The organism is Cryobacterium sp. Y62 (assembly GCF_002929785.1).
Classification (GTDB): Bacteria; Actinomycetota; Actinomycetes; order Actinomycetales; family Microbacteriaceae; genus Cryobacterium.
Window position 1 is genome coordinate 47,827 of the sequence record NZ_PJJK01000108.1, and the last position, 20,999, is coordinate 68,825.

Below are 20,999 nucleotides of genomic sequence, written 5' to 3' on the forward strand. Positions count from 1 at the left end.
AAATCAGGGGTTTTGAACTGCGTCTTTGTCCGTAACGCCGTCGATGCTAGTCCGAGTCCTCAGGCTCGGAACCAACGAAACGAATCCTGCTGCGGCGACCGGGATCATCAGGAACGTTGACTGCATGCGTAGTCGCTCCATGGTGCCATAGTTACCGCTTCCAACTACGAGAGCTGCAAGTAGCGCAGCGGCCGGTAGCAGGAGTACGGCTAGACGCCGATCCCTCAGCACGAGGCATGCCCGTATCGTGAGACTGAGTATGACGAGCCAAAGCAGCCCGTCCAGTGCGAGGGGTATTGCCATCGAAGGCCATTCCCATGGGTACGGCCCGAAGATAACTCTCGGGAATGCGATGAGGAACGCCTCCCAAGCAGAAGGGATTCCCGTAACATCGATGGTGGGCCAGCTCGTTGACGCTGAACCGCTGAGCGCAGAACGTGACGAGTTGAAAGTATCAACGGTGATTCCGCCAACGACGTCATTCACACGTGTTCCTAGTGGACTGGCGATGGCCACCAGTGCGCCGAGAGCGGTCCCTAGGAGAAATGAAATGTAGCGTCGTCGAACAAACGCGATCGCGATTAGCCCTGCGGCTGCCACCGCCACGGCAGCTGTTCCGCGCACAAGTAAGAGTCCGGCTAGGGCTGTTAGTGCAAGAGCGAGTTCTGGCCACCTAAACTTGCCGCTGGCGAGACCCGCGAATGCCAGGGCGCACAAACTGATGAGAAGCCAACTGAATGATTCGCGGAGGAGGAAAGAGCTCCAAATGATTCCCGAGGGGAATGCAGCGGTGATCCAAGCGGTTGGTCCAACGGGCAAGTCCAACCGTGCAGCGGTCAGACCGGCAACACACACCGTGAGGGCAGCAAACGTCGCGTTCAAAACTAGGCCAAGTTCAGGAAAGTGTCCGATCTGGGTGTAGATCGCGGCGAGTATGAGGATCCAGCCTTCTTTGCCCGCTGTAACGTTGACCTCGGGTCCGCCGATCGCGAGCGCCAAGGCTGCTCTGTCGTAGTACTCGGCATCTGGTGCGCCGAGTCCGACAATGTAATAAATCAATAGCGCTGCGGCGGTGTGCACAGCAAAAGAGGCGACGGTTTGCACCAGAGTTTTCGAATAGTGTCCGGCAAATAGGCTCACGCCGAGCCCAACGATAATGAAAGTGCCGGTCGCCAGAGCGGCCATGTAAGTCACCGGCTTAGCTCAACTTCCTCTGCGTGGGCTTGTCTTGTGCCACTAAAGAGTTGAAAAACTCAGCAAGGTGCGCCCATACAAGCGTGCGGTCGAAATTTGCCATGACGTGCGCCTTGGCGGCGGTGCCCATCGCAGTCCGTGTATCCGGAACCAGCAACAGTTCTTCAAGTTTGGCCGCGAGTGACCTTGAATCTCCAGCGACTGCGATCAGACCTGTCTCGCCTCCGATAACGGAATCAACAGCGCCAGTCGCATCCGTAGTTACAGTCGGCAAGCCAGACGCACCCGCTTCGAGGACGACGTTTGGGAAGCCCTCACGAAGCGTCGGTAAGCACAGCAAATCCATGAGGCGATAGTACGGTTTCGGATCAGTGACATGTCCAGTCGTTATGACGGGCCGGCCGTAGGCGTGTAACCGGACCAGTAGATCCTGATTTTGACCCTCGTCTATCTCGCCAACCAGAAGGATCTGATGGTCGATGTTACGGTGTGCGAGAATTTCGCGTGCATCGGCCAGGTCGGCCAAGCCCTTGTCGAGAGTTAGACGACCGACAAATCCGACTACGGGGACGCCTTTGAGAATCCTTAGTTGTTCAGCGAGTTTGACGACCTGCTCCTCGGAAATGCGCGCTGGCTCGAAAGCAGCTAAATCTACTCCATTGGAGCTCCCATGACCGAGCACTCGCACCTTGGCGGGTGAGACAAGTCCAAGAGATATCACTCGTTGGCGCAAGCTAGGGCTTACGGAGAGAATCTGAGTTGCCACGCCAAGCGAAAGTCGTTCAAGACACTCAAGCACCCATCGTTGCAAACCATGAGCAGTTTCGAGTCGCAGACCACGCAGGAGATAGATGCGCTCCGGCACTCTAGCAAGCAAGCTGGCTAGCCCCCCCAGAAGACCTGCCTTGGGGGTCCCGACGGAGATTATGTCCGGACGCACTGTGCGTAAAAGTCGGTACCAAGCGACCAGAGCAAGCAAGTCCTTCACGGGGGACGGCGGGCGCTCCATCGCCAGGGCGTGCGTATACAGGCCGGATACTTCCGACAGCGACATGAGCATGGGGCCAGGAGTGCTCACGATGTGCACCTCCCAACCCTTATCCCGCAGATACTCGGGGAATCCACGCATAAGCTTAAGTGACGCGTCTGCTGTCACACCGAGCAGTATTCTGGGTGGTCGTGTCATGATCCTTCGGTCGCTCCGACCTGAGTCTTCTTGAACCACGAGACGGTCTGAGCGAGGCCGAAATCGAGTGCGACGGGCTCGACTCGCGGGAACATCGACCGCACTCGGACGCCATCGGACTGCGAGGCGCGCACGTCGCCGACTCTAGTGGCCTGATGCGTCGTATTAACAGGGTGACCAAGGGTCACTTCCAGTTGCGAAACTAGTTCTAGGAGCGTGGTGTTGGTGCTGAATGCCAGATTGACAGGATCGTTGGAGTACACCTTTTCATCGATGGCGGTCGCAATGACGTCACACACAGTGCCCACGAACGTGAAATCTCGAGACTGCAACCCATCTCCGTGGATTAGCAACGTTTTATTGGAAAGGGCGGCGTCCAGAAATTGCGGGATGACGGCCGCGTAGGCGTGTCCCGCGGCCTGTCCCGGCCCGTACACATTGAAGAACCTAAACGCGAGGTTCTTCATTCCATAGGAGAAATTGTAGGCGAGGGGGTAACCCTCGGTGGCTTGCTTGCTGACGGCGTAGGGGCTCATTGGGCGCGTCCAGTCAAATTCTGACTTGGGGAGTGCAGGGTTGCTTCCGTATACGGAACTGGACGAAGCAACGATGACTTGCGCGGTGCCCGCAGTGCGTGCGGCTTCAAGAACATTGAGAGTGCCTGTTGAATTGGCATCGTGGGTCGGACGGGGCTCTGCGACGGAACGAGGGACGCTGGGAATGGCCGCGAGGTGCACGATTGAGTCGACGCCGTCAGACGCTGCAGCGAGAATTTCTAGGTCCAGAATGCTGCCCTCGAAAAAGTGGGCGTCAAGACCGTCGAGGTTTTCGCGAAATCCGGTGCTTAGGTTGTCCAGTATGCGCACCTCCCACTCTGGGTGCTGAGTGTTGATGTGGCGGGTGAGATTAGACCCGATAAATCCGGCGCCGCCGGTGATGAGAATCTTCATGACAAGTACCTATTCCTGATTGTGTGTCCAAAAGTATTCGGGGTGGCGGTCGGATTCTTAGGTCGGGCCTGCTTTTCCCACACCGAACTCGGGCATCGTCGCACTATCTGCTGCGCTTATCCCCTCGCGCTTCAGCAGGGTTTTGACAGTCTTTGCAAGGATCGAGACATCAAGGGCGAAAGACTTGTGGTCGACGTAGTACACATCCAGGGCGAATTTCTCGGTCCAGCTGATTGCATTGCGTCCAGATGCCTGAGCTAGGCCGGTTATTCCAGGGCGCACGTCGTGTCGCCTGGCCTGCTCGGCGGTATATCGATCAAGGTACGCCACAAGGAGCGGACGCGGACCGACGAGGCTCATATCCCCACGTAAGACATTAATGAGGGTTGGCAACTCGTCGAGACTCGTGGCGCGGAGGGCTCGGCCGAACGATGTCAAACGCTCCGCGTCGGTGGTGAGTCCTCTGGTGGGGTCGGCAGTCTTCATCGTGCGGAACTTATAGAGCGTAAAGACCTGGCTGTTCAATCCAGGGCGGGGCTGTCTGAATAGCACCGGGCGGCCGAGCTTTACGGCGACCAGAGCCGCGATGATGACTTGGACGGGCAAAGAAACGAGCAAGGCGATGCTTGCGATCACGGCATCACCGCCTCGTTTTACCTCGTCATACAGAATTGCGCGCTGCCTCATTTTGTGCCCAGGAAGGCCTGAATGGAAGTCGTGATTCTCGCGAGATCCTCATCGCTGAGCACGGATCCGCTGGGAAGAGTGATCCCGGTCTCAAACAGTCGCTCTGATACCCCACTTACGAGGGCGCGGTTGTGAGCGAATACTGGTTGAAGGTGCATCGGCTTCCATAACGGACGACTTTCGATGTTCTCCGCCGCGAGTGCGGTGGAGAGTTCACTAGCTCGCCAGCCGGTGACCATCGGATCGACCGTGATTGAAGTCAACCAGAAGTTATCCGCGGTGTCATTGTCGCCCCCGAAGATTGCAACGCCTTCAATTCGGGCGAACAACTTCCGGTATACGTCCCGAACGTGCTGACGTCGCGCGATCATGGATGGAAGTCGTTCCAACTGAGCTCGACCGAGGGCGGCAAGAATATTGCTCAGGCGGTAGTTGTAGCCAATTTCCGTATGCTCATAGTGGGCGACGGGCTGGCGAGCCTGCGTGGCGAGATATCGCACGCGGGCAGCAATGTTGGGATCGTCGGTGAGGAGCATGCCGCCACCTGACGTTGTCATTATTTTGTTCCCATTGAATGAAATCGCCGCGGCCGATCCAAACGATCCAGCGGGGTGGCCGGAGTGGCTGGCTCCGAGAGACTCCGCAGCGTCCGAAATCAGCGGAACATCGAAGTGCGCGGTGAGCGCAAGGATCGCTGGATAGTTGGCGACTTTGCCGAGGAGGTCCACGGGTAGAACTGCTCCGACGCGTTCACCCCGAGTGTAGAGACCGGTCAACGCTTCGTCCAAGAGTGACGGGTCGATATTTCCGGTGGCGGCTAGTGAGTCTATGAAATAAGGCTCAGCGCCCACGTATCGGATCGCGTTAGCGGTGGCGGCGAACGTCATTGTTGACGTCACAACTATGTCGCCGGGCTTCACCCCGTGAGCAAGAAGTGCAAGGTGGAGCGCTGCGGTCCCAGAACTCAACGCAACGGCATGCGAACGTTGCGTAAACTCGGCAATCGACTTCTCAAAGGCATCGACATCGGGGCCCAGGGGCGCGATCCAACCGGACCGTATGGCATCAAGGACGTAGGTTTCCTCGAGAATTCCGACGTCGGGGGCGGACATAAAAATACGTTTGGTCATCGTGTTTGAGTCTCCGATACGCTTTGATACGGTACGTTGACCCCAGCGCGACGATCCCATTCAGGTTTGTCTAGCTTTGCGGGGTCGAGGGCCGCCACAACCGCGTGTGAGATCTTCGGGTGTAGTGGTCGGGAATCAGATTCGCTGTCTCCGAGAAGTTCTTCGTGGAGCTTTTCACCCTGACGCAGACCCGTGTAGACAATCTCGATGTTCTTGCCCGACATAGCGATCATGCGTTGCGCAATGTCCAGGATCCGCACAGGGACACCCATATCAAGGATCAAGACTTCACCCTGACGTCCGATTCCCCCGGCCTGAACGACGAGCTGGCAGGCTTCGGGGATCGTCATGAAAAATCTGGTCACATCGGGATGGGTGATCGTGAGGGGCCCGCCCGACTCGATGAGGGCAGTGAAGGTGGGAAGCATAGATCCGCGGCTTCCGATTACGTTGCCAAAACGCACTGAAAGGTAAGTCTGACCAGTTTCCTGAGCAGCCCAAGACGTTAACTTCTCGGCGACACGTTTGGAATGCCCGAGAATACTCGTCGGGTTCGCGGCCTTGTCGGTAGAGATGTTGATGAACGTACCGACATTGACCGCACGTGCTGCCTGCAGCACGTTGAGCGTTCCGATCACGTTCGTCTTCCACGCTTCGTCAGGGTATTGCTCAAGCATGGGGAGGTGCTTGAGCGCAGCTGCATGGAAGACGACATCGGGTTGACGTTCAACGAAAATTTTCGAGATTGCCTGCGCGTCTCTAATGTCAGCGAGGATTACGTCCTTAGTGTCGAGAAGTCCATTCCCGTCGATTGTGATCTGGGTCGCCTGAAGGCCGGACTCATCCCGGTCAAGCATCATGAGTTCGGCCGGCGCAAATTTAGCGATTTGTTTGCAAAGTACTGAACCTATCGATCCGCCAGCACCGGTGACTAAAATTTTCTTGCCAGTTAGGTAATCCGCGATCGACTCAATCTCCGTATCTACGGGGTTGCGCCCAATGAGGTCCTCGATTGATACATCCTTGAGGTCCCCGAGTCCAAATCCGCCCTCGAGAAGTGCGTCCATTAGGGGGAGCACAAGCACGCGCAGTTTGGCTTTGCTTGCGGCGTCGGTAATCCCTCGAATTAGGGCCGCATCAGCGCGAGCGATACATACGATAAGGGTCGTCGCCTCAGTTCGTGCCGCGACCTCTGCAAGGTCATTTCCTGTACCCCGAACATGAATTCCATGCACAGAGAAGTTGCGCTTCGTCGGGCTGTCATCGACAAGGGCGACGGGCAAATACTTCGAATAGCGGTCAGTGAGCATTTGCGGAACCAAGTGACTAGCCATATATCCAGCGCCATAAATGATTGTCCGTTGGGCCGTCTCGTCGGGCTTGGCGTTTTTCTCAGCGCGCAATCGACGAAGATAGCGTGCTCCGCCCATGAGAACCAGAACGATTGGCAACGCTAGAAGTACCGCGCTGCGAGGAATTTGAAATGAGATGCCAAAGAGAAGAACAGGCAGTCCAATTATTACCGCGACAATGGCGGCCGTGAGCGAGAGTGTTTGAACCTCATGAAACGTTCCGACCTTAAACCGACCGCGATAAAGGTTGAGGATACGGCCTAGGACCCACTGAAGAACGATTGCAACTGCACACAGGATGAGAAGAGGTGGCCACGATACGTATTGCATGGCAAACTCGTACCGGAAAATGGTGGCGAGTATCAGCGCAAGCGCCCACGAGGCGGAGTCGAAGAAGAACTGTCCCCCAAACAAGATCCGTAAAGATGCCAACTGCTTATGCAACCGGGTTCTCGGTTTCTGACGAGTCATTGCTTTAGTTCTTTCCACGACCGGTAATTGTCTTCCAGGTTTGCTTGTGTTCGCTAGACCGTGTCTGTTGTAACGAGACCCATCGGACGTTTTCCTAGTTGATCTAAAATTCGAACAGCCTCTACGAGAGCGTGGCGATGAACGACACCTACTCGGGCTACGAGAAGGACAGCATCGGCTACGGGCAGAAGAGCCAGCGTATCTGAATAGGCAAGAATTGGAGGTGCTGCGATTACCGTGACGTCAAAGTCCGCACTCAGCTGCCTGAGTTTTTCTTGGACCGCGCCGTGCGACATGAATTCTGCGGCATCAGCAGTCCTGGACCCGGCAGCTAGAAATCTAAGAGAACTGGCGCCGACTTGGTGCAGCAGCTGATCCGACGTCGCTGTTTCATTAACCAGATCGATGAGCCCGTCACCGTCCTGAAATCCGTAATGGGCACTCATGCTGCGGTCGCGTAGATCTGCATCGACGAAAAGTACGCGCGCCCCAGTCTCGGCGATCGACGTTGCCAGAGAAATAGCGACGTTAGCGGCATTTTCGTCTTCTCGGGAAGAGGCGACCAGAAGAGTTCTTGCGTGCCTTGCGTTCATTCGCTGCAGCACCCCCGCTCTGACACGACGAATGGAATCATTGAGCGATGCTGTGGATGCAGGCTGGGATTGTGGACGCGGTCCGATTTGCGGGGACAAATCTCCTAAGAGGTCGAGAGCTGTTATTTCTTCCGCTTCTCTTGCTGTTCGGAGGCGACGATCCAAGAAGTACCTCAGGAAAGCGATGCCCAGCCCGAGCGCAAGACCGAGGGTCAACCCCAGGGCGGTGGCGGTAGTGGCTGACCCGACAATTCGCTGAGTATCGACGGCGGGACTAGCGATAAAAATCTCGACGGATGAGTTTTCGCCGTCAACGCTGTCGATGGCTGAGTGTGCGTAATCAATAATCGCAGCCGAAACGGCGTTTGCGATTGCTGCCGTCTCGTTCTCAACTGGCCAATCGATGGTCACGTTGAACTGAGGACTTCCTGTTCGGGCAGCCGCTGTAATGGCTCCCGCTAGCCTGCCTTTGTCTACTTCAAAATTGAGTCGGGAAGCGGTCCTATTTGCAACAGGCTCAGACACCGCCAGGCTAGCGTAGATGTCAGCGCGCTGCACGGCGTGGGCCGTTCCTCTAACGGGGTCACATCCAGCTGCATCCTCGAATGTCACACACGCCGCGACGGACAGAGTCGCGGTGGTTCTGAAGACGGGCGCTTGCAGCGAATTCATAGCCAATGAGAGCGTGCCGGCGGTCAGACACAAAACCAGTATCGACGCCCAGCTGTTACGCAGGAGCCTTAGATATTCACTTGCTCGCATCATTGGTTCCGTCATCAGTTCACTTCACGGTCGGCTGGCATAGACCAACATTCTACAGAACATGTATTAGACGACAGCACCTTCGGTCTCGACCCTCCTCGGGATGGGTAGACTGCCGGGGTACCAATTCCCGTATGAGAGGCCCGCATGACCAAGCTCCGACCGGGTGTCGTTTCCGTTGTACTCGTGAACTACCGAGGCACCGACGACACGATCGAGGCGCTTGAGCACCTCAAGAAATTGAATTGGCCGCAAGACCAGCTCGAAATCATCATTGTCGAGAACGCGTCGGGTGACGACAGCGAGGAACGCCTGCGGGCCGCTGCTCCGCAGATCAAGCTGGTCGTCTCCAAGGAGAACCTCGGTTTCGCCGGCGGCTGCAACCTGGGTGTGGCAGCGAGTTCGGGGCAGTATCTGGCGTTCCTGAACAACGACGCCAAGCCCGACGCGCAGTGGATTGCCGCGGCCGTGGCGACGTTCGAAAAATCACCCCGCATCGGGGCGGTTGCCAGCAAGGTGGTCGACTGGGACGGCGTTCTCGTCGACTACATCGGGTCGGCCATGACCTGGTTCGGTATGGGCTACAAGCCCCTTACCGGCCAGCCTCTCCCGACCACGCCGGATGTGGAACAAGACGTGCTGTTCGGCACGGGGTCGGCGATGTTCGTTCGCCGGGATGTCTACGACGAGCTGGGCGGCTTCGATGAGCGCTACTTCATGTTCTTTGAAGACGTCGACCTGGGGTGGCGGCTCAACCTTAAGGGCTATCGCTATGCATATGCGCCGGCTTCCATCGCCTTCCATAAACACCACGCGTCGATGGGCTCGTACGGCTCCTTCAAAGAGACCTATCTGCTTGAGCGCAATGCTTTGTTCACGCAGTACAAGAACCTAGGCGACGAAGCCCTGGCCAAGACGTTCCCGGCCACCCTCGCGCTGGCCGTGCGCCGCGCGGTCGCGCGAGGCGGCCTCGACTCCACCGAGTTCGATTTGCGCAAGGGTGCAGACAACGGGCCAGCCACCACGGTGGCCAAAGAGACCGTCGCCGGGATGTACGCGATTGATCAGTTCGTCGAGAATCTCCCTTCGCTGCTGATATCGCGCAACGAGATCCAATCGAGTCGTGTTGTCGCCGACAACCGTATCTGGCCGCTCTTCGTTGAAACGGATGCTCCCTCCTACCCGACCGAGCATTATCTTGAGGGCTACGACAAGATTATTCAGGCCTTTGGGGTGACCGAGATTCCCGTGCTGACCCGGGTGCTCATCATCACCGGCGACCCGATCGGCGCTAAGATGGCGGGTCCGGCCATTCGTGCCTGGCACATGGCCGAGGCGCTCTCCAAGGACAACGCCGTGACCCTCGTAACTCTGGCGGGAGCTGAGCCGGTCTCTGCTCCGTTCGAGATCGTGCACGTGCGACCGGGCGATGACCGCGCCATGCGCAAACTGGAATTGACCAGCGACGTGATCGTCTTTCAGGGGCTCGCAATGGCCCTCTTCGACAGCCTGCGCAAGAGCGGCAAGGTTATCGTTGCCGACATCTACGATCCGATGCACCTGGAACAGCTCGAGCAGGGCCGAGAGCAGGGCACGGAGCAGTGGAAGAAGCAGGTTTCCGACGCCACCGACGTGCTCAATGAGCAACTCGCTCGCGGCGACTTCTTCTTGTGCGCCTCCGAACGTCAGCGGCACTTCTACCTCGGGCAGCTGGCGGCCCTTGGGCGCGTGAATCCGGCAAATTATGCCGACGACCCCGATCTGACGAGCCTGATCGACGTGGTTCCCTTCGGCCTCAACCCGGTGTTTCCGCCGGCCAGCCGCCCCGTGCTAAAAGATGTCCTCCCCGGAGTCGGCGCAGACGACAAGCTGCTGCTCTGGAGCGGCGGGCTCTACAACTGGTTTGATCCGAAGACGCTCATCTCGGCGGTGGCCGACCTGTCGACCCGCCATGACAACGTGCGACTGTTCTTTCAGGGAACGAAGCACCCGCACCCGGGCGTACCCGAGATGGGGATCGTAGCTGAGTCGCGGTCGTTGGCGCGCGAACTCGGCGTGCTCGACCAGGCGGTCTTCTTCAACGACTCGTGGGTCGACTATGCCGATCGTCACAATTACCTCGGTGAAGCTGATGCCGGCGTCAGCACCCATTTTGCTCACGTAGAAACCACGTTCTCCTTTCGCACCCGCATTCTGGACTACCTCTGGGCGGGTCTGCCCATGGTCGTTACCGAGGGCGACCACTTCGCCGAACTCGTCGCGGCCGAGAAGCTCGGCGTCGTGGTTCCCGCGAGGGATGTGGCTGCGCTCTCGGCGGCCCTGGAACAAGTGCTCTTTGACGAGCCCTTCATTCGAGCCGCGCGAAGAAACATCAAGCGCGTGCGCGCCAGTTACGAGTGGGCAACCGTTCTTCAGCCTTTGGTCGATTTCGTGGCCGAGCCACGGCACGCCCCCGATCTGGTCGACAGCGGTGTCGTGACGGCGGGCAGTGCTGCTGCGCGCCGCCAGTTTGTGCGTCGTCGCAAGCACGGCCTGCGCCACGATGCCGGTCTGCTCGTTCACTATCTGCGTATGGGGGGGCCGAAGGTGGTTCTCAATAAAGTGAAGAGCCGCCTGCGCCGTCGCTAACCGGGCGGTCCAGCCGGCCTAGCGCTGGGCCTTGGAGACGAGCGCGAGGTACTGCTGCACGCGCTGCGGCCAGGACCATTGCTTGAGCTGTTCAAACGGATACGACGGTTTGGGAGTGTCCAGCGCAGCGCGCATCGCCGTGGCGAGCGCGTTCGGGTTCTGCTCGGTGACGATGAAGAGGGGCGCGCCCTCGGACGCGAGCTGTGCTGCGCCAGGAACGTTGTAGGTCACGATCTGGCAGGTGCCGGCCAGCGCTTCCAGGAGCGTTGTTTGAAAGCCCTCGGCGAGCGTGGTGGGGTTCACGAGCACTGAGTCGCGAAGATAGGTGCGCACGGTCTCGCCAGACACGTAGCCGTGCGCACGAACGCACGAGCGCAGGCCTGCCTGCTCGATCTGGGCTCGCAGCGATGCCATATCGGGGCCGTCTCCCAAAATTTCCACGGTGAACGGTTGCACGGTCTCGTCGGCAGCGAGCAGCGCGGCGGCACTTAGCAGGCTGTCCCAGCCCTTACCGGGAACGAGACGACCGACGAACACGAAGCGCCGCAGGGCGACGTGCAAATCGTCGGGCCGCTCCCACCCATCGAGATTGATGGCGTTGTAAAACACGGTTCCGGCCACCCCCGACAATCGCTTCACGAACGCAATCACCTGCTCGGAGACGCCCAGAACACTCGTGGCTTTGCGCATGGTCTGGCGTCCGACGGTGACGTCTACGACTCGACTGGCCAGCCCGATCAGCGGCGACACGCCGCGAACGAAATCGGAACCGTGCTCGGTGTGCAGCACCGGCACGCCCAGGCGTCGGCCCGCAGCTACGCCAACCCAAGACATGGGGAAAAAGCGCGTATGGGTAGAGATGGCGGTCACTCCCGCGTGGGCGAATTGTTGCCGAAGGCGCCGGGCGGTGCCCAAGGCGGGAAACGACATGACGGATGCTACGGGAAAATGTCGACGCAGGCGGTGAACCGTGATGCCGTTTTCCGTAGTGACGCCGGAAACTTCTGCCAGTGTGACCACCGTTGCGCGGTGGCCTTGCCGCACCAGTTCGTCGGCGAGATCAGCGATGTGGCGTTCGATGCCACCGACCCGGGGCGGAAAACTGTTGACGACAAAGAGAATGTGTTGCTGTTGAGGCATGGACCGCAGTTTCTGTTTCTTCCGGAAGGACGCCATCGGTGCCGGCAAATACGTCGCGGAGCGAGCCTGCGAGTGCAGAATGCCGATTTTGCGTCTTGGGTTAGCCTAGAACCGATGCCTGACGATAAAGGACGCAATGTGCGCGGTGTAAGTGTGATCATTCCCACGGTTCGTCTCGATCACTGGCTCGACCTGGCTGTGGAGTCGATCCTGGGCAGTGTGGGGGTCGATGTTGATTTGGTCGTCGTGCACGACGGCGTCGAACCCGACCGGGCCCTGTCGTGGACCAACGATCCGAGGGTGCAGCTCGTGCACCACGCTAATCGTCGTGGTCAGACCGCGGGGATGCAGAGTGGCCTGGCCCGCGCCCGTTTCGATCTGATCGCCCGACTCGACGCTGACGACTTGTCGACCCCCAACCGGTTGCAACAGCAGGTGGCCTACCTCGACGACCACCCGCACGCGGTTGCCGTGGGCAGCCGAGTGATGCGGATGTCTGCCGACGGCACCGACCAGGGTGAGATGGTTCTCGCTGTCGGGGCCGATGTTCGGCGGCAACTCCTGTTTCAGAACGTAGTGGCGCACTCTTCGCTGATGTTTCGCCGCGACACGAGCCTGATCGTCGGTGGCTATGACGAGCATCTGGTTCAAATGGAAGACTACGACTTCATTATGCGGCTGGCCCTGCGCGGTGAAATCGCCGTCATTGACGAAATTCTCACCCGGTATCGCGTGCACCCGCAGCAAACCAGCCGGGGTGCCGCGCCCTGGGGGCCGCACATCGATCGCGTCCTGGCCGATCGCGTGGCGCTGCGCCGGGTGCTCCGTGCGGGGCGCGCGGCGTCGACGATCAAGAATGTGATCTGGTGCGGAGTGCAGTATGCGCGCTACTTTCGGATCATCCGCCCGGGGTACGAGCGAGCAGGGCGCCGGGTCTCGCACCGCAGCGGGCGCGCGGGTCGGCCGTGAGAGAATCGTGCAATGGCATCAGTGGACATTCGGGACGGTATTTGCGCGTATTTGCAAGGGGGGCTTGGTAACCAGCTCTTCATCGTTGCGGCAGGTTGGGAGCAGGCTAACCGGCTGGGGTGCCCGCTCTATATTGACGGCGCCAGGTTTCTCGGCGCTGACCCGATCGAGTTCGCCAAAGAGACTCCGCGCCACATCGATCTGGCTGCGGTGTCTCTTCCAGGGGTCGTACTCGGTACGAATTCACCCTGGTTCAAAAATTCGCCGCGTCGCCCGAAGCTGATTCGTCGGCCGGGCCGGTCGTCCGGGCGCCTCGCGGTGTATAGACAACCCGTTTTCGGTTTCGACGAGAAGATCAACGACATCACGGTCGGCACTACCATCGTGGGCTACTTTCAATCCCCGAAATACTTTGCGACCGTCGCCGATCGCGTGCACGACATGATTTGGAACGCCAGCACCACGGTGGCTGAAGACGTGCAGCTGCAACGAATTCAGGCCGATCCGCGCCTCACCGTGCACATGCGCCGCGGGGACTACCTGGGCGCGGCCACACGTGCTCACCATGGAATAGCATCCGCTGAATATTTTGAGCGGGCTATCGACCTGTGTGAACGCCTCGTGCCGGGTCAGCAGGCTCGGATCTTTTCAGACAGTCCGGTCGTGGCCAGGGAAGAACTCGGAACCCGGCCGAGACTGGAGTTCTTCGACGGCGTGGAGTCGCTGGGAACGGTCGCTACCCTCAAGGCGATGGCCCTGGGGCGCGGCTTCATCATGAGCAATTCGTCGTTCAGCTGGTGGGCGGCCTGGCTGATGAGTCGCCTCAGCGACCACCCGGTCGTCGCGCCCCGGCCGTGGGACACGTCGGGCGAAAGCGCCAGCGACTTGCTGCTGGCCGAGTGGATGACGCTCGATGCCCGATAACTTATCGCCGTCCGCTAAACCGAAAGCTCCTTCGTGGGCGAAGACCACCACCTGGCTGCTGTCGGCCACGGTGCTGCGCAATGTCGGACTGATCGTCATTCTGGTGATGCTCGCTCGGTTGACAGATCAGGAGACTGTGGGTCGCTACGCGATTGCGCTCGCGATCACCACGCCGATCTTTGTCATGGGCCAGCTGGGCCTGAAAAATGTGTACCTCACTATGCAGCGGGAATTTCGGTTTCGGTCGTATCTGAGCATTCAATTGGTCATGGCGGCGGCGGCCTTGCTGTTGAGCATGGGGATTGCTTTCGTCTTCAATCGTGACCTGTTGGTGACCGTGACGTTGGTGGCCGTGGTCAAGGTCGCCGACACCCTGTCGGAATTCTTCTCCGCACCGCTGCAGAAATACCATGCGGCACCGCGCATCTTCTGGGCATATCTGGCCAGTGCCGTACTGGGCAGCGGCGTCACGGGTGCAGCCCTGGTGTTCACGCAGCAACTGGACGTGGCCCTCGCCGGACTGGCCGGTACCTCGCTATTCGTCGCCTTGGTGCTCATGCTGTCGCCCGCCCGTCGATTGACGGCGCTGCACGAGACCGACGTGCACCGGGCCATCCTCCGGCGCTTGGATCGAACCGCAATTCTGCGCGCCGGGTTTCCGATGGGCGTGGCCGGAGCAATACTGGCGTTGGTCTCGTCGATGCCGCAGTATTTTTTGGCCAAGGACCACGGTGAGGCCACGGTGGGGTATTTCGTGGTGCTGCTCTACATCTTCGCGATCGTCGATATTTTTTCCGGCACGCTAACCCAGGCCTGGATTCCGCGCGCGCGTCAGGCTCGGCAGCTCACGACGGCAAACGATCCTTATCACTTCTTCAAGGCAGCTATGGCGAGCACCGGCTGGTGGACCCTAGCGTTGGCTCCGCTCGCCGTGGCCGGGCTGTGGATCATGTCAATTCTGTTGCCCGTGGTCCTCGGACCGGGCTATGAACTGACGCTCACGGTGGCCGTGCCGCTGGCCTTTGGCATCATTGTGCTGCCGGCCACGCACTTCGGCGGTACGGCCGTAGCCGTGCAGAACTATTATGTGCACGGCATCACGCTCAGTATCGCCTCGGCCAGCGTCTCCCTGTTGGCCTGTCTCGCGCTGGTGCCGACATTCGGAACGGCCGGCGCCCTATGGGCAGTCTCACTGGCTTACGGCGCGCGCGGAGTCATTGCGATTGTTATTCTCTTCCCCGGCGCGCGACTTCGGCGTGCTGCCACGGCGAGTTGACGGACGAGTAATGCTGCCGGCGAGCAGCACGAGTAGGGCAGCGAAAGCCAGCGATCCCAAGATCCAGATGGCTCCGGGGCCGACCGGGATGTTCCACCACCACTCGAGATTTGAGTCGAGGTTCAGACCGTTTTGATCGGCACCGGTGACGTAGCGCCGCAGGTTGTAGTGCAGGGCCAGCGCATTGGCCACGGACAGTGCGGCAATGACGCCGAGAACCTGAATTTTCGACAAGATTAGGCGCGGGCCGCGTGCGTTCAACAGCGCAACGCCGCCCAGCATAACAATCAGGGGCAAAATGTAACGAGGCTGGACCTCACTTCCCACCGCCACTTGCGACTGCACCAGGATGAAGGTGGGGATGATCCAGAGCGCGGCCAGAACCATGAGTACCGCCAGAAGTTTGCGCAGGGACCTCGAGGCGAGCCCGGAAAAGGCCAGGGCGGCAAAGCACCCGAGCCCGGCAACCCACACGACGGCTGGCATCAGGGTGTCCAGCCAGCCCAGTCCCCAATTTCCAAAGACACCAACCCAAAGGCCCGGCACGTTCAGGAAAATGTGCAGGATCAGGCCCAAGGAATTCTGTTCGACGCCGTCGTTCGGCGTCGAATTCAGGCCGGACGATACGAGCGTCGATTGCCCGGTCGAGAGATAGAAGACGATGGCGACCATCACGAGTACGATCGGCAGCAGGGCGGACAGAATCCAGCGTCGCTCCCAGCGTGCTGTGAGAAGCGTGACGACGCCAACGGCGATCACCGCGTAGACCGCGGCATCCGCTCGTGAACCCGCGCCCATGACGGTGGCAATGACGGCTAGTAGGCCAAGGGCGATTTTGCGGGCACCGGTCGTTTCAAAGAAACCGAGCAGCGCGAGCCAGAGGGTGCCGGCCGAGATGATGGCCCAGGCGCTGGGGTTGTTCGACGCTACCAGGAACATGCCAAGCGGAACCAGCGAAATTGCCCAGGACCAGAGCAGGGTCGGCCGCCGCTGGGCTGGAAGAAGGGCATAGAGGGCGGTGGTTAGGGCGACGAACAGCACGACATTGACGATGCGCATTACGACGGCCGAAAGTTCGATATTCGTTGAAGCGAACAGGTTCATCGTGAGGTAGTACACCGGCGGGTAGGCGCCGCTGAAATTGCCACGATCAGAGTCCACGAAGTCGCCGTAAGTATCGAACGAATCGCCCTGGCACGCTGCGCTTTCGTTGGCGTCGAAGGCGTAGCACGGGGCGATGAGGAGCGCGTTGGGAACGGATCTCTCATCCTCCTCTGTCGCTAGGTGACAGAGGCTGGTGTCTTCATTGGTAGCGCACCAGGTGCTGGCCAGATGGTAATCGTCGTCAGGACTGGCGCCAACAGGGGAGGCCAATGCCCAGGCCGACAAGGCCAGTATTGCCAGAATGGGTGCCACGACGGCGAATGCGGTGATTCTCGTTATTCTGTGCTTAACCTCGGACACGAACCGCAGAAGCTGATGTTTCCCATTCACATAGAAATCTTACCGGCCCGATCAGGCTCGGCCGTGGCGCCCGGGTCGTAAGGCGCGTAGACCGGAATCGGGCGAATAGACTGACGAGTATGAAATTGACGTTCGAGCAGACAGTGATTGTCATGCCCGCCTTCAATGAAGAGGAATGTGTAGCCGACGTCGTTACCGAGGTACTCGCTGCCCTCCCCGGCGTGTTGTGCCTGGTCGTGAGCGACGGATCCACCGACGCGACCGCCGCCCGGGCGCAAGCCGCCGGTGCCGTGGTCGTTACCCTGCCGTTCAATCTCGGCGTCGGCGCGGCGATGCGGGTGGGTTTTCGTTACGCACTCGATAACGGGTATCAGAACGTCGTTCAGATCGACTCAGATGGTCAGCACAATCCGGCGGAGGTTCCGTTTTTGCTAGCCGAACTGAAAGAGGCCGATCTGGTGCTGGGCGCGCGCTTCGCGGGCGCCGGCACGTACTCCGTGCGTGGACCACGCCGCTGGGCCATGACTTTTCTCGCTAGCATTCTGAGCCGACTCGTGAAAAGCCAGCTGACCGACACGACCTCCGGGTTTCGTGCCAGTGGCCCGAAGGCCGTAGCGATTTTCGCCAAGCACTATCCGGCCGAGTACCTAGGCGACACCATTGAAACGCTGGTCATCGCCGCGCGCGCGGGGTGTACCGTCAAGCAGGTTCCGGTGGCGATGCGACCACGCGCGGGAGGCATCCCCTCGCACAACCCGTTCAAGGCAGGGGCATATCTGGCCCGCGCTTTTCTGGCCCTGCTATTTGCCCTCATGCGGCCGGCCACGTTAGTGCACTCGGAGAGGACCGTTGCATGATTCCGTTCAGCCAGATTCTGGGGATCTGTGCGGCCGTGCTGGTACTTTTCGTGGTGATCGAGCTGTTGCGCCGCCGGCACCTGCGCGAACGTCATGCCATCTGGTGGTTCGTCGCGGGGCTGCTGGCCCTCGTGGCGGGTGTCTTTCCCCAAACACTCGAATGGTCGGCTGAACTGGTCGGCATCGAGGTTCCCAGCAACCTCATCTTCTTTCTGAGCATCGCCGTGTTGTTTATGGTGTGTCTGCAGCACAGTGCGGAGCTGACCGAGCTCGAAAGCAAGACCCGAGATCTGGCGGAACAGTCCGCTCTGCTGGAGCTGCGGGTACGACAACTTGAGGCAATGGCGAGCAAGCCGGCGGCTCAGGACAGCACGCCGAACCCGTAAGCATCACCGCTAAAGAATGGCAAACTAAACAGGTGACAGTGCTTGTGACCGGCGGTGCCGGCTATATCGGTTCCCATGTGGTGCGTCTGCTCAGGGAGAGGGGCGATGACGTCGTCGTTGTCGACGACCTGGTCACGGGAGATCGAAACCGGATTGCCGACGTTCTTCTCGTCGAAATGGATCTCGCCCAGTCGAATGCACCGTCGATGCTCCAAACCGTCATGCACGAGCACAACGTCGACCGCGTCATCCACTTTGCGGGCCGCAAACAGGTTGGCGAATCGGTGGCTCGACCCGCCTGGTATTTTCAGCAGAATGTCGGATCGCTCGCCAACCTCCTGCTCGCCATGGAACAGGTGCGGGTCACGCAGATCGTCTTCTCCTCGTCGGCCGCAGTCTATGGAACCTCAGAGGGTGCCGCGCTGCGTGAAGACACACCGCGGCATCCGCTCAACGCCTACGGTGAGACCAAACTTATCGGCGAATGGCTGTTGTCGGATTCCGTCGGTGCTTTCGACCTGCGCGCCTGCAGCCTGCGCTATTTCAACGTGGCCGGCGCGGGTTGGGCTGAACTCGGCGATACTGCAGCCCTCAACCTGGTGCCCATGGTCTTTGAACGGCTCGATCAGGGCCTGGCGCCCCTTATCTTTGGGGATGACTACGACACCGTCGATGGAACGTGCGTGCGCGATTACATTCACGTGGCCGACCTCGCCGAGGCGCACCTGGCCGCCCTGGACGGCTTGGCCGGAGGGAGCGCGCGGCATGACGTCTACAACGTGGGTACGGGCCTCGGTTCGTCGGTGCGCGAGATGGTCGACGAGATTCTGCGGGTATCCGGTCTGAGTATCCTCCCCGAAATTCGCGAACGACGCCCGGGCGATCCGGCCATCGTCGTGGCCGACCCGGCAGCAATCTTCGCATCCATCGGGTGGACTGCCCGGCGTGGACTGGTCGACATTGTACAGTCGGCCTGGGACTCACACCTGCTCTTGCAGCGCTCATGAGAGACAGCGTCTCCGTTGCGCTGTGCACGTATAACGGCGCCGCGTATCTTGAAGAGCAGCTGCTCAGCATTGTGGGGCAGTCACTGCGTCCCGACCAGATCGTGGTGTCCGACGACGGGTCGACGGACAAGACGTTGGCGGTGCTGGAGCGGGTCACAGCGGCGTGGACCGATATCGACGTTGTGCTGCTGCAGAACGTGACCGCGCTTGGAGTGACCGCGAACTTTGAGCAGGCGCTCGCCGCCTGCACCGGCGACCTCATCGCGCTCTGCGACCAGGACGACATCTGGTGGCCCGAGCGCCTGGATCGTATGGTGGCCGAGTTCACCCGTCGGCCCATACTGCAGATGCTGCACGCCGACGCCCGACTCGTCGACGCTGACGGGGCGCCCCTCGGCTTCACGCTGTTGCAAACCCTGGGCGTGTCGCCCGCCGACCGGCGCGCCGTGCACGCGGGGCACGCCATCGACGCATACCTGCGGCGCAACATCGTCACCGGGGCGACGATGATGGTTCGGCGTGACCTGGTCGAGCAATCACGCCCCTTTCCCTCGGCGTGGGTCCATGACGAGTGGATGGCGATGGTCGCCGCTGCAACAGGGCTGGTCGACCTGCTCGAGGAGCCCCTCATCGACTATCGCCAGCACGGTGGCAACCAGATCGGTGTGACGACCCTCGACGCCACGGGCAAGCTCGGTCGGCTGCGCGCGCCGCGCACGGCGCGGAACGCGCGGCTGTGGGCGCGAGCCGCTGCGCTGCAGCAACGGGCATCGGGTTTCGAGCCGGCGGCATCCGCTTCGGTGCTGGCGCTGATCGACGCGAAACTCGCCCACGAGACGCGGCGCAGCGCGCTGCCGGCAGCCAGGGCGCTGCGCGTGGGGCCGATTGTGCGCGGCTGGCACGCGGGCGACTATTCCCGGTTCGGGCTGGGACTGCAAGACGTGCTGCGCGATTTGGTGCAGCCGGTCTGAGCTACCGGCGGGAAAACGGGATCACGGAGTGTCGTTAGGCCTGACCGGAAGGGACACTGTCGGGGCCACGGTGAAGAAGGCCGATTCTTTGTCACGGGACCAGCCTTGGTTGCGGGAGTCCCCGCCGTGTTCTATCCGGCAAACAGGCAACGCGCATTCTGCGTTCGCGCTCCGCGCCTTGCGACGCTCCCTCATTGTCAGCGAGCGTCGGCGCGAGGGCCGTGTGAATCACGGCCGCAACGATGCCATTCGCGAGCACCACTTTGGGTCATTTCGGCGACCGGACGGGCTGACGGTGGTCTGTAGGACTCTGGTGTGGGAGCCTTGACTGTGTCCGCCACCATTCTCAGGACGGTGCTCACAGCGCACGTGCCGGAGGTGACCGGACTGAACGTCGAGCTCGTTTACAGCCGGGCACGCCGGGCCGGGCACGCCGGGCCGGGCACGCCGGGCCGGGCACGCCGGGCCGGGCACGCCGGGCCGGGCTCATGCCGGTCAATCCTGAAGCCCGGCCAGGTGCCACCGCGCGGGCGCAGGCTCGGCCGGTAGACTCTCGGCCGGCTGACACTGGGCACGCTGACACTGGGCACGCTCACCACGGTCCCCAGTACTCGGACAAAGTCCTGCAGCTACACCCTCTCCGCCGCCGCTACCATCTTCTTCTGCACCACCTTCATTAGTTCGACCGTCTTCAATACCACCGCTTTCAGCACCAACCATTTCAGTACCACCCTCGCCGGTACCACTCTCATCAGCACTACTCCGCGCGGCACGACCCAGTGCGGAACCGGTCGGACGGGTCGGCCACGGATTCTTTGACAAGGGCACGACCGACATCGACCGTGGACTGTTGCTCTGCGGTCACTGCTACCGCCGACTCCATCAGGAAAGCTGGCGGGTGATCGCCGAGCAGGGCGAGCACGGCGGGTTCTGGCTGCAACCACCCGCGAACATCGACACGACACAGACGCTGATCCCGCTAGTGAACAAAAGCCCGCTCATGCTCGAATCGAAACGGCAGCAGGACGCCGACGTCAGCTGATGCATTCTGC

The 20,999-nt window shown here is 60.4% G+C and carries 19 protein-coding genes; 10 read left to right on the plus strand and 9 right to left on the minus strand.

Annotated features, from left to right (window positions below):
- Nucleotides 1–3: 3 nt before the first annotated feature.
- Genes CXY71_RS10875 through CXY71_RS10905 form a run of 7 tightly spaced genes read right to left on the minus strand, consistent with a single transcriptional unit; the run spans nt 4 to nt 8,088 of the window.
- Nucleotides 4–1,194: a hypothetical protein gene (locus tag CXY71_RS10875; protein WP_146072805.1), complete on the minus strand. Its 1,191-nt coding sequence runs from the start codon at nt 1,192–1,194 to the stop codon at nt 4–6.
- A 4-nt stretch (nt 1,195–1,198) separates the two neighbouring features.
- The gene (locus CXY71_RS10880) at nt 1,199–2,380 is read right to left on the minus strand and encodes a glycosyltransferase (RefSeq protein ID WP_104135627.1); all 1,182 of its coding nucleotides are present in this window, start codon (nt 2,378–2,380) and stop codon (nt 1,199–1,201) included.
- The gene (locus CXY71_RS10885; RefSeq protein WP_104135628.1) at nt 2,377–3,330 is read right to left on the minus strand and encodes an NAD-dependent epimerase/dehydratase family protein; all 954 of its coding nucleotides are present in this window, start codon (nt 3,328–3,330) and stop codon (nt 2,377–2,379) included. Before CXY71_RS10885 ends, CXY71_RS10880 begins: the two co-directional genes overlap by 4 nt.
- A gap of 57 nt (nt 3,331–3,387) precedes the next feature.
- Nucleotides 3,388–4,017, minus strand: coding sequence for a sugar transferase (locus CXY71_RS10890; protein ID WP_104135629.1), 630 nt, complete (start codon nt 4,015–4,017; stop codon nt 3,388–3,390).
- Nucleotides 4,014–5,147, minus strand: a complete 1,134-nt coding sequence (locus CXY71_RS10895; protein ID WP_104135630.1) for a DegT/DnrJ/EryC1/StrS aminotransferase family protein — start codon at nt 5,145–5,147, stop codon at nt 4,014–4,016. Before CXY71_RS10895 ends, CXY71_RS10890 begins: the two co-directional genes overlap by 4 nt.
- Nucleotides 5,144–6,970, minus strand: coding sequence for a nucleoside-diphosphate sugar epimerase/dehydratase (locus CXY71_RS10900; protein WP_104135631.1), 1,827 nt, complete (start codon nt 6,968–6,970; stop codon nt 5,144–5,146). The genes CXY71_RS10895 and CXY71_RS10900 overlap by 4 nt, the downstream gene beginning before the upstream one ends.
- Nucleotides 6,971–7,023: 53 nt before the next feature.
- Nucleotides 7,024–8,088, minus strand: a complete 1,065-nt coding sequence (locus tag CXY71_RS10905; RefSeq protein ID WP_233204600.1) for a CpsD/CapB family tyrosine-protein kinase — start codon at nt 8,086–8,088, stop codon at nt 7,024–7,026.
- A 384-nt stretch (nt 8,089–8,472) separates the two neighbouring features.
- On the opposite strand from CXY71_RS10905, the gene CXY71_RS10910 reads away from it, so the two are divergent.
- Nucleotides 8,473–10,953: a glycosyltransferase gene (locus CXY71_RS10910; protein ID WP_104135633.1), complete on the plus strand. Its 2,481-nt coding sequence runs from the start codon at nt 8,473–8,475 to the stop codon at nt 10,951–10,953.
- An 18-nt stretch (nt 10,954–10,971) separates the two neighbouring features.
- On the opposite strand, the gene CXY71_RS10915 is transcribed toward CXY71_RS10910, so the two are convergent.
- Complete coding sequence (locus tag CXY71_RS10915) at nt 10,972–12,093, minus strand: glycosyltransferase family 4 protein (RefSeq protein ID WP_158253059.1); 1,122 nt, start codon at nt 12,091–12,093, stop codon at nt 10,972–10,974.
- A gap of 114 nt (nt 12,094–12,207) precedes the next feature.
- Here CXY71_RS10915 and CXY71_RS10920 point away from each other — a divergent pair, with 114 nt between their 5' ends.
- The 3 genes from CXY71_RS10920 to CXY71_RS10930 are packed head-to-tail and all read left to right on the plus strand — an operon-like array spanning nt 12,208 to nt 15,262.
- Nucleotides 12,208–13,062: a glycosyltransferase gene (locus tag CXY71_RS10920; protein WP_104135635.1), complete on the plus strand. Its 855-nt coding sequence runs from the start codon at nt 12,208–12,210 to the stop codon at nt 13,060–13,062.
- A gap of 12 nt (nt 13,063–13,074) precedes the next feature.
- Nucleotides 13,075–13,986: an alpha-1,2-fucosyltransferase gene (locus CXY71_RS10925; RefSeq protein ID WP_104135636.1), complete on the plus strand. Its 912-nt coding sequence runs from the start codon at nt 13,075–13,077 to the stop codon at nt 13,984–13,986.
- The gene (locus CXY71_RS10930; RefSeq protein WP_104135637.1) at nt 13,976–15,262 is read left to right on the plus strand and encodes a lipopolysaccharide biosynthesis protein; all 1,287 of its coding nucleotides are present in this window, start codon (nt 13,976–13,978) and stop codon (nt 15,260–15,262) included. Before CXY71_RS10925 ends, CXY71_RS10930 begins: the two co-directional genes overlap by 11 nt.
- Here CXY71_RS10930 and CXY71_RS10935 read toward each other — a convergent pair.
- Nucleotides 15,176–16,678, minus strand: a complete 1,503-nt coding sequence (locus CXY71_RS10935) for a DUF2142 domain-containing protein (RefSeq protein ID WP_233204601.1) — start codon at nt 16,676–16,678, stop codon at nt 15,176–15,178. The two genes, CXY71_RS10930 and CXY71_RS10935, sit on opposite strands and share 87 nt — an antisense overlap.
- Before the next feature lie 167 nt (nt 16,679–16,845).
- On the opposite strand from CXY71_RS10935, the gene CXY71_RS10940 reads away from it, so the two are divergent.
- From CXY71_RS10940 to CXY71_RS21095, 6 genes are all read left to right on the plus strand, one after another.
- Complete coding sequence (locus CXY71_RS10940) at nt 16,846–17,583, plus strand: glycosyltransferase family 2 protein (protein ID WP_104135639.1); 738 nt, start codon at nt 16,846–16,848, stop codon at nt 17,581–17,583.
- Entirely contained in the window at nt 17,580–17,969 is a 390-nt protein-coding gene (locus CXY71_RS10945; protein WP_104135640.1) for a DUF2304 domain-containing protein, read from the plus strand. The genes CXY71_RS10940 and CXY71_RS10945 overlap by 4 nt, the downstream gene beginning before the upstream one ends.
- A 32-nt stretch (nt 17,970–18,001) precedes the next feature.
- Nucleotides 18,002–18,976: a UDP-glucose 4-epimerase GalE gene (gene galE / locus CXY71_RS10950; RefSeq protein WP_104135641.1), complete on the plus strand. Its 975-nt coding sequence runs from the start codon at nt 18,002–18,004 to the stop codon at nt 18,974–18,976.
- Nucleotides 18,973–19,947, plus strand: a complete 975-nt coding sequence (locus tag CXY71_RS10955; protein WP_104135642.1) for a glycosyltransferase family 2 protein — start codon at nt 18,973–18,975, stop codon at nt 19,945–19,947. The genes galE and CXY71_RS10955 overlap by 4 nt, the downstream gene beginning before the upstream one ends.
- Before the next feature lie 315 nt (nt 19,948–20,262).
- Entirely contained in the window at nt 20,263–20,496 is a 234-nt protein-coding gene (locus CXY71_RS20710) for a hypothetical protein (RefSeq protein ID WP_146072806.1), read from the plus strand.
- Nucleotides 20,497–20,845: 349 nt separating this feature from the next.
- Nucleotides 20,846–20,989 carry a hypothetical protein gene (locus CXY71_RS21095; RefSeq protein ID WP_158253061.1) on the plus strand — a complete coding sequence of 48 codons (144 nt, stop codon included), beginning with the start codon at nt 20,846–20,848 and terminating at the stop codon, nt 20,987–20,989.
- The last annotated feature ends 10 nt before the right edge of the window (nt 20,990–20,999 follow it).